Consider the following 7,881-nt stretch of genomic DNA (forward strand, 5'->3'; position numbering starts at 1 on the left):
CTAACTCAGATGAGGGAATACTATGAGCAAAGTAGAAACGATCAGCCGCGAATCCTGGATCCTCAGCACTTTTCCGGAATGGGGCACCTGGTTAAACGAAGAAATCGAGCAGGAAAAGGTCGCGCCGGGCACGTTTGCCATGTGGTGGCTGGGCTGTACGGGGATCTGGCTGAAGTCTGAGGGCGGTGCGAATATCTGCGTCGATTTATGGTGCGGCGTCGGTAAGCAAAATCACAGCAGCCCGCTGATGAAAACTGGCCACCAGATGCAACGCATGGCTGGCGTGAAGAAGCTTCAGCCAAATCTGCGCACTACGCCGTTTGTACTCGATCCCTTTGCTATCAGGGAGATCGACGCGGTGTTATCCACCCATGATCATAATGATCATATCGATGTGAACGTCGCCGCCGCCGTGATGCAAAACTGCGCTGCCGACGTACCCTTTATCGGCCCGCAAACCTGCGTAGATTTATGGATGAGCTGGGGCGTTCCTGCCAGCCGCTGCATCGTGATGACGCCGGGCAAAGTGGTGCGAATTAAAGATGTGGAAATTCACGCGCTGGATTCCTTCGATCGCACGGTGCTGATCACCCTGCCCGCTGACCAGAAAGCCGCAGGCGTATTGCCGGATATGATGGATCAGCGCGCGGTGAATTATCTGTTCAAAACACCGGGCGGAAACCTGTATCACAGCGGCGATTCACACTATTCCAACTACTATGCCAAACACGGCAACGAGTATCAGATTGATGTGGCGCTCGGCTCTTATGGCGAGAACCCGCGCGGCGTTACCGATAAAATGACCAGTGTGGATATGCTGCGCATGGCGGAATCACTGAACACCAAAGTTGTTATTCCGTTCCACCACGATATCTGGTCGAATTTCCAGGCCGATCCGCAGGAAATCCGCGTGCTGTGGGAGATGAAAAAGGATCGCCTGAAATACAGCTTCAAGCCCTTTATCTGGCAGGTCGGCGGTAAATTCACGTATCCAGACGATAAGGATAATTTCGAATACCATTATCCGCGCGGATTCGAGGATTGCTTTACGACAGAAACGGATCTGCCTTTTAAATCCTTCCTTTAAGACATCCTCCGAACAAGCGGAGGCGAAATGCTCCGCTTGTTCATAAACAATGCATTTTGCATTTATGCTCGTTTATAATCATGGAATAATCATTTAACGATTTTGCGCGGAGCCACCATGACTGAGCCACAACGCCACAATGCCATTCTCGATCTCCTGCAACGTCAGGGGCAGATTTCGGTCGCAGATGTGATTGATCAATTTGATATCTCACCGGCCACGGCGCGTCGTGACATCACCAAGCTCAACGAACTGGGAAAATTGCGTAAAGTGCGCAACGGCGCTGAAGCCGTCAATCAGCCGCGCCATAACTGGACGCCGCTGAACATCCATCAGACACACAATCTCAACGAGAAAATGCGTATTGCCAAAGCCGCTGCGGGGCTTTGCCAGCCGGGTGAAAGTGTGGTGATTAACTGCGGTTCGACGGCGTTTTTGCTAGGCCGCGAAATGTGCGGAAAAGATATTCAGGTCATCACCAATTATCTGCCACTGGCCAATTATCTGATTGAGCAGGAACATGACAGCGTGGTAATCATGGGCGGTCAGTACAATAAAAGTCAGTCAATAACGCTGGCACCTCAGGACGGTGACGCCAGTCTGTATGCCGGACACTGGATGTTCACCAGCGGTGCCGGGCTGACCACTGACGGCCTGTATAAAACCGACATGCTGACGGCGATGGCCGAGCAGAAGATGCTGAATTACGTTGGAAATCTGGCGGCACTGGTCGACAGCAGCAAAATCGGCCAGCGCGCGGGCATGCTGTTCAGTCGCACCGAGCAAATCGACGTTCTGATCACCGGCAAAGAAGCCGACAGTGAAATTATCGAACAATTACGTCAGAAAGGCGTGAAAGTCATTCTGGTTTAAGCATTACCCCTGCATTTCATCTGGTCTTAGTCGGGCAATTATTGGGTAGAATAGCGGCATAACCTTTTATGAGGCGCCACCAGAATGGAACAATTTGAAGCAATCAGCGTAGAACAAGCGCATACCCGCCTGCATTCAGGCGAAGCTGTGATGGTCGATATCCGTGACCCGCAAAGTTTTGGCGCAGCACATGCACCGGGCGCTTATCACCTGAGTAATGACAGCCTGCCCGCGTTCATCCAGCAGGCTGACGCCAAAACGCCGGTGCTGGTGATGTGCTATCACGGCATCAGCAGCCGTGGCGCCGCGCAATTCCTGATCTCTCAGGGTTTCGAATCGGTGTACAGCGTTGACGGCGGTTTCGAAGCCTGGTCAAAAACCTTCCCGCAAGATATCGAAGCCTGATCCCTCCCTTTATTTGCTTACGGCGCAAGCTATAGTCTTTATAACCAGGCTAACAAGTTTGCGCCGAAAATGTTCTTAAGCTGAAAAAGCTACCTTTCTCCAGTGTTGATATAATTTCCGTCTACTATCGACAGGATTTCAAGATGAAACATCTGAACACTTCACGTTCTTTAGGGTTGCGTACGCTCGCCGTTCATGCCGGACAACAGCCCGATACCGTCACCGGCGCGATTGCCACGCCAATCACCGCCACGTCGGCCTTCTCTTATCCGGATTTTGACAGCGGCGCACGCCGTTTCAGCGGTGAAGAACCGGGCTATATGTACAGCCGTTTCGCCAATCCGACCGTGACCGTTTTCGAACAAAAACTGGCGGCGCTAGAAGGCGCAGAAACCGCAGTGGCCTGCGCGAGTGGCATGGCGGCAATCAGCGCAACATTGTTCGCTTTACTGGTTCCGGGCGATGAAATCATTCATATCGGCACGCTGTATGGCGGCACCGAAGGCGTGGTGCGCAACCTGCTGCCGCGTTACGGCATCAAACCGGTTCACGTCGCGGATGTGAGCGAACTGGAAGCTGCATTCACCAAAAACACCAAAGTGGTGCTGGTAGAAACGCCAGCGAATCCGGGGCTGGATATCGCCGATCTGGCGGAAATCGCCCGTCTGTCCAAAGCGGCCAATGCGGTCAGTGTGGCGGATAACACCTTTGCCACGCCGTATCTGACACGTCCCCTGGAGCTGGGCATTGATATCGTTTTGCATTCCGCAACCAAATACATCAGCGGTCACGGCGATGCGACCGGCGGCATAGTGGCCGGTTCCGCCACGCTAATCACGCCAATCCGTACCCTGAGCCTGAAACAGTTCGGCGGCAACCTCAGCCCGTTCGAAGCCAGTCTGATGATCCGTGGCCTGAAAACCCTGCCGCTGCGCGTTGAAGCCAGCTCATTAAGCGCACAGGCAGTGGCGGAATTCCTCGACGGACACAGCGCGGTCGGCACCGTGTTTTATCCTGGACTGAAACAGCATCCCGGTCACGCCACGGCATCTAAACAAATGAAACTGTTTGGCGGGATTATGGCGATTGAGCTGAAAGGCGGTCTGAACGCGGCGCGGACTTTCCTCGATAAGCTGAGCATCATCACGCAGGCGGTTTCTCTCGGCGACACCGATTCGCTGGCCTGTCATCCCGCATCGACCACGCACAGCGCTGTCGCGCCGGAAATTCGCCGTCAGAGCGGTATCACCGACGGACTAGTACGCATCAGCATTGGTATCGAAGACACCGACGACCTGATAGCCGACCTGCAACAGGCGCTGGAAGGGTTGTAAGCTCTCAATATTTGCAGCACCGTCATCAGGCGGTGTTGCAAAAGACTTCGATCCCCATCACATCACTACAATTATTCTGTTTCCGTTAATGACACCGCATTTGTAATTTCCCCTTCCCGCCCTGTCTGACGTTATAATCGACTTCCTTCACGCTGGCAGATAAGGTATTGCCCTAAAATGACGGCAGCAAATCAAACAATTAGGGAAACCGCTTAACGCTATGGTGCGCATTCTAAATCTGAACAATCCCCGTCTCGCTCAGGCGTTTGTCGATTACATGGCAACCCAGGGTTTTACACTGACCATAAAACTAGAAAGTCAGGAAGTTCAGCTCTGGCTGGAAGACGAATCCCGTCTGGAAGAAGCCGAAAAACAGGTCGCGCTGTTTGTCCGCGACCCGCTGCACCCGCGTTATCAGGAAGCCAGCTGGAAAACCGGAAAAGCGCAGCCGCATTTAAAAATGTCGCACACCCCGTTTCTGAAAAGTCTGCGCAGCCGCGCGGGCCCGCTGACCATCGGCATGATCGTGTTATGTCTGGCGGTGTTTATCCTGCAACAAATGGTCGGTGACGAATTAGTCATGAGCTGGCTGGCGTGGCCGGACAGTTCACGCGTCTTCCAGGTCTGGCGCTGGTTTACACCTGCCCTGATGAATTTCTCGTTTGTCGCATTACTGATCAATCTGGCCTGGTGGTGGTATCTGGCCAGCCAGATTGAAATGCATCTGGGCAGCGGAAAACTATTCACCGTCACGCTGATTTCTGCGTTAATCAGCGGCTGGGGCCAGTCGATGGTCAGCGGCGTCTGGTTTGGCGGATTATCGGGCGTGGTGTACGCGCTGATGGGTTATGCGTGGCTGACCGGACAACTGAAGCCGGAAAGTCGTTTATACGTGCCCGGCGGATTGCTGGTTATATCTCTGATCTTTATGTTTATCGGTTATGCCACTGGTGGCGCAGCCGTGGCTAATGCCGCACACGCCTTTGGCCTGGGTCTTGGGCTGGTGATGGCATTTGTTGATACGCGCTCACCGCGCAAAAAACGCAAGTAAGCAGGGGATTCGGGTGAAACAAACACAACGCCATGATGCGATTATCGATTTAGTCCGCCAGCAGGGTTATGTCAGTACCGAAGAGCTGGTGGAACATTTTGCAGTCAGCCCGCAAACTATTCGCCGTGATCTCAATGATCTGGCCGAACAGAATAAAATTCACCGTCATCACGGCGGCGCGGCATTACCTTCAAGCTCGGTGAATGCGGCGTACAACGACCGTAAAGTGATGTGGTCAGAAGCGAAAGCGCGGATTGCCGCGCGCGTTGCCAGCCAGATCCCCGACGGTTCGACCTTATTTATCGATATCGGCACAACACCGGAAGCCGTGGCACATGCGCTGCTTAATCATAAAGACCTGCGCATCGTCACCAACAATCTGAATGTCGCCACGCTGTACAGTGCGAAAGATGACTGCCGTCTGTTCCTCGCAGGTGGCGAAGTCCGCGCCCGCGATGGCGGGATCATGGGCGAAGCAACGCTCGATTTCATCTCTCAGTTCCGACTCGATTACGGCATTCTCGGCATCAGCGGCATTGATATGGACGGCTCTTTGCTCGAATTCGATTATCACGAAGCGCGAACCAAACGCGCGATTATCGAAAACTCCCGCTGCGTCATGCTGGTCACCGACCATTCTAAATTTGGCCGTAACGCGATGGTGAACCTCGGTAAAATGGATTTAATCCACTATATGTTTACCGACAAACAGCCGCCGGACAGCGTTAAGCGCATCATCGAAAAATACGACGTTCATCTCGAGCTCTGCTGATTTCTGCCTTTTTGAGGAGCGCGAAATGTGCGCTCCTGCATTTCCCACTCTTCTCTCCTCTCTTCAAAACGAACAATTTCGAAAAATTCCACGCTTCATCGCGTTCGGTTTCGTTCCCTCTTTGCCGTTATGCTCGAAACCGACACAAAAATGTTACCTTCATCACGCATAATTGTTTTTATTTGGTTAACGCTTGGCTTGTTTGTCGATTCTCGATTACAATCGTGAGCGAAAACGAACATAAAAGAGCTATTGCGAACATCTGGAGGAAGATGACGTGGAAACCAAAGACTTGATCGTAATTGGTGGCGGTATTAATGGTACCGGCATCGCAGTAGATGCAGCTGGCCGCGGGCTGTCTGTTCTGCTGCTTGAAGCGCAAGACTTGGCCTGCGCGACCTCTTCGGCCAGTTCGAAACTGATCCACGGTGGCCTGCGCTATCTGGAACACTACGAATTCCGTCTGGTTAGCGAAGCGCTGGCTGAACGTGAAGTGCTGTTGAAAATGGCACCGCATATTGCGTTCCCGATGCGTTTCCGTTTACCGCATCAGCCGCATTTGCGCCCGGCCTGGATGATCCGCGCCGGTCTGTTCCTGTATGACCATCTGGGCAAACGCACCAGCCTGCCGGCCAGTAAAAGCCTGAAATTCGGCAGTGAATCCGTGCTGAAATCCGAGCTGACCAAAGGCTTTGAATACTCCGACTGCTGGGTTGATGATGCGCGTTTAGTGGTCGTCAACGCACAGGAAGTGGAAGAGCGCGGCGGCGAAGTCCGTACCCGCACCCGTGTGACCCGCGCCTGGCGTGAAGACGGCCTGTGGATGGTCGAAGCAGAAGATATCGACACCGGCAAAACCTATACCTGGCGCGCCAAAGGTCTGGTGAACGCCACCGGCCCGTGGGTGAAACATTTCTTCGACGACGGCCTGAAGCTGAAATCGCCATACGGTATTCGTCTGATCAAAGGCAGCCATATTGTGGTGCCACGCGCGCACAATCAGCCACAGGCCTACATTCTGCAAAACGAAGATCACCGTATTGTGTTTGTGATCCCGTGGATGGATGAATTCTCGATCATCGGTACCACCGACGTGGAATATCACGGTGACCCGAAAGACGTGAAAATCGATGATAAAGAAATCGGTTATCTGCTGAAGGTCTACAACGACCACTTTAAGAAACAGCTGACCAACGAAGACATCGTCTGGACTTATTCCGGCGTACGTCCGCTGTGTGATGACGAATCTGATTCACCGCAAGCCGTAACCCGTGATTACACGCTCGACGTTCACGATCAGGACGGCAAAGCGCCGCTGCTCTCCGTGTTTGGCGGCAAGCTGACTACCTACCGTAAACTGGCGGAACACGCGCTGGAAAAACTGGTGAAGTACTATCCGAAAGCCGGTCCGGCGTGGACCAAAACGGCCGTGCTGCCCGGCGGTAAACTGAATGGCGACCGCGATACTTACAGCGCTAATCTACGCACCCGCTTTAAATGGTTACCAGAATCGCTGGCCCGTCGTTATGCGCGTACTTACGGCAGTCAGACGGAATTGTTCCTCAATGACGCGACCAGCCTGGAATCGCTGGGCGAAGATTTCGGTCATGGATTCTACGAGGCTGAACTGCGTTATCTGATGGAAAAAGAGTGGGTTTCACAACTCGATGATGCCATCTGGCGCCGCACCAAACTCGGCATGTGGCTGGACAAAACCCAGCAACAACGTGTCGCCGAGTGGCTGGAAACACACAAACAGCAGAAGAAACATTTGTCGCTGGCGTCTTAAATTCTCTCTATCCCTTTCTAAATCCCTGACCTTTCCCGTCGGGGATTTTTTTATTTATCTCACTTCACTTTTTCTGCTTTCCTTGCGTTTGCGACACCCGTCACACCAAACGTTCTTTTCTGCGCCTACTCTCACCCATCTTCTTGATTTGGTTATATTTGTTTGGTTTATGCAACAGTAAATACACCTCTTTCAAATCAATCATTCCACGGACGTTTCGATAAAAGGATTTACCCCATGACCGGATTTCCGGCGGCACGGCAGTTTGATATGACCGCCATTGGCGGCCAGATTGTTCAAGGCTCGCTGGGCGTAATGATTGGCGCGCCGACCGGTGTGGCGTGTTCGGTCTGCCCCGGCGGGGTCAAAGAAGGCAGCCCCGTTAACCCGTCGCTGGGGGCCAAAGTCCTGCCAGATGAGACCGATATCGCGCTGCCCGCGGCGCTGCCGTTTGTGCTCAGCCGTTCGTACAGCAGCTATAAAACGGATACGCCCGCGCCGGTCGGGCTGTTCGGCCCCGGCTGGACCGCGGCGGCGGACATCCGCCTGCAAATTGGCGCGGACGAACTC

At 53.4% G+C, this 7,881-nt stretch carries 8 protein-coding genes; all 8 read left to right on the forward strand.

The annotated features are described in order from the left end of the window. Positions 1-22 precede the first annotated feature (22 nt). The gene (gene ulaG, locus J1784_RS08355; RefSeq protein WP_217148803.1) at positions 23-1,087 is read left to right on the forward strand and encodes an L-ascorbate 6-phosphate lactonase; all 1,065 of its coding nucleotides are present in this window, start codon (positions 23-25) and stop codon (positions 1,085-1,087) included. Positions 1,088-1,204: 117 nt separating this feature from the next. Next, the gene (ulaR, locus tag J1784_RS08360; RefSeq protein WP_217148804.1) at positions 1,205-1,960 is read left to right on the forward strand and encodes an HTH-type transcriptional regulator UlaR; all 756 of its coding nucleotides are present in this window, start codon (positions 1,205-1,207) and stop codon (positions 1,958-1,960) included. Positions 1,961-2,044: 84 nt separating this feature from the next. Beyond that, positions 2,045-2,365 (forward strand): thiosulfate sulfurtransferase GlpE, encoded by a 321-nt coding sequence (glpE, locus tag J1784_RS08365; protein ID WP_217148805.1) that lies wholly within the window; start codon positions 2,045-2,047, stop codon positions 2,363-2,365. A 143-nt stretch (positions 2,366-2,508) separates the two neighbouring features. Beyond that, positions 2,509-3,699 carry a trans-sulfuration enzyme family protein gene (locus J1784_RS08370; protein ID WP_217148806.1) on the forward strand — a complete coding sequence of 397 codons (1,191 nt, stop codon included), beginning with the start codon at positions 2,509-2,511 and terminating at the stop codon, positions 3,697-3,699. Between the two features lie 220 nt (positions 3,700-3,919). Further along, positions 3,920-4,750, forward strand: a complete 831-nt coding sequence (gene glpG, locus J1784_RS08375) for a rhomboid family intramembrane serine protease GlpG (protein WP_217148807.1) — start codon at positions 3,920-3,922, stop codon at positions 4,748-4,750. 13 nt (positions 4,751-4,763) lie between these two features. Next, complete coding sequence (locus J1784_RS08380) at positions 4,764-5,522, forward strand: DeoR/GlpR family transcriptional regulator (RefSeq protein ID WP_120132894.1); 759 nt, start codon at positions 4,764-4,766, stop codon at positions 5,520-5,522. 277 nt (positions 5,523-5,799) lie between these two features. Next, positions 5,800-7,311, forward strand: a complete 1,512-nt coding sequence (gene glpD / locus J1784_RS08385) for a glycerol-3-phosphate dehydrogenase (protein WP_217148808.1) — start codon at positions 5,800-5,802, stop codon at positions 7,309-7,311. Between the two features lie 237 nt (positions 7,312-7,548). After that, positions 7,549-7,881: DUF6531 domain-containing protein (locus J1784_RS08390; RefSeq protein WP_217148809.1), on the forward strand; the 333-nt coding region annotated here is incomplete at its 3' end.

This window comes from Rahnella ecdela, from assembly GCF_019049625.1.
Taxonomy (GTDB): domain Bacteria; phylum Pseudomonadota; class Gammaproteobacteria; order Enterobacterales; family Enterobacteriaceae; genus Rahnella; species Rahnella ecdela.

Bases quoted from the DNA above. Each gene is read 5' to 3' on its own strand.
- ulaR (WP_217148804.1), top strand. From the start codon at position 1,205: ATGACTGAGCCACAACGCCACAATGCCATTCTCGATCTCCTGCAACGT.
- glpE (WP_217148805.1), top strand. From the start codon at position 2,045: ATGGAACAATTTGAAGCAATCAGCGTAGAACAAGCGCATACCCGCCTG.
- ulaG (WP_217148803.1), top strand. From the start codon at position 23: ATGAGCAAAGTAGAAACGATCAGCCGCGAATCCTGGATCCTCAGCACT.
- J1784_RS08370 (WP_217148806.1), top strand. From the start codon at position 2,509: ATGAAACATCTGAACACTTCACGTTCTTTAGGGTTGCGTACGCTCGCC.
- glpG (WP_217148807.1), top strand. From the start codon at position 3,920: ATGGTGCGCATTCTAAATCTGAACAATCCCCGTCTCGCTCAGGCGTTT.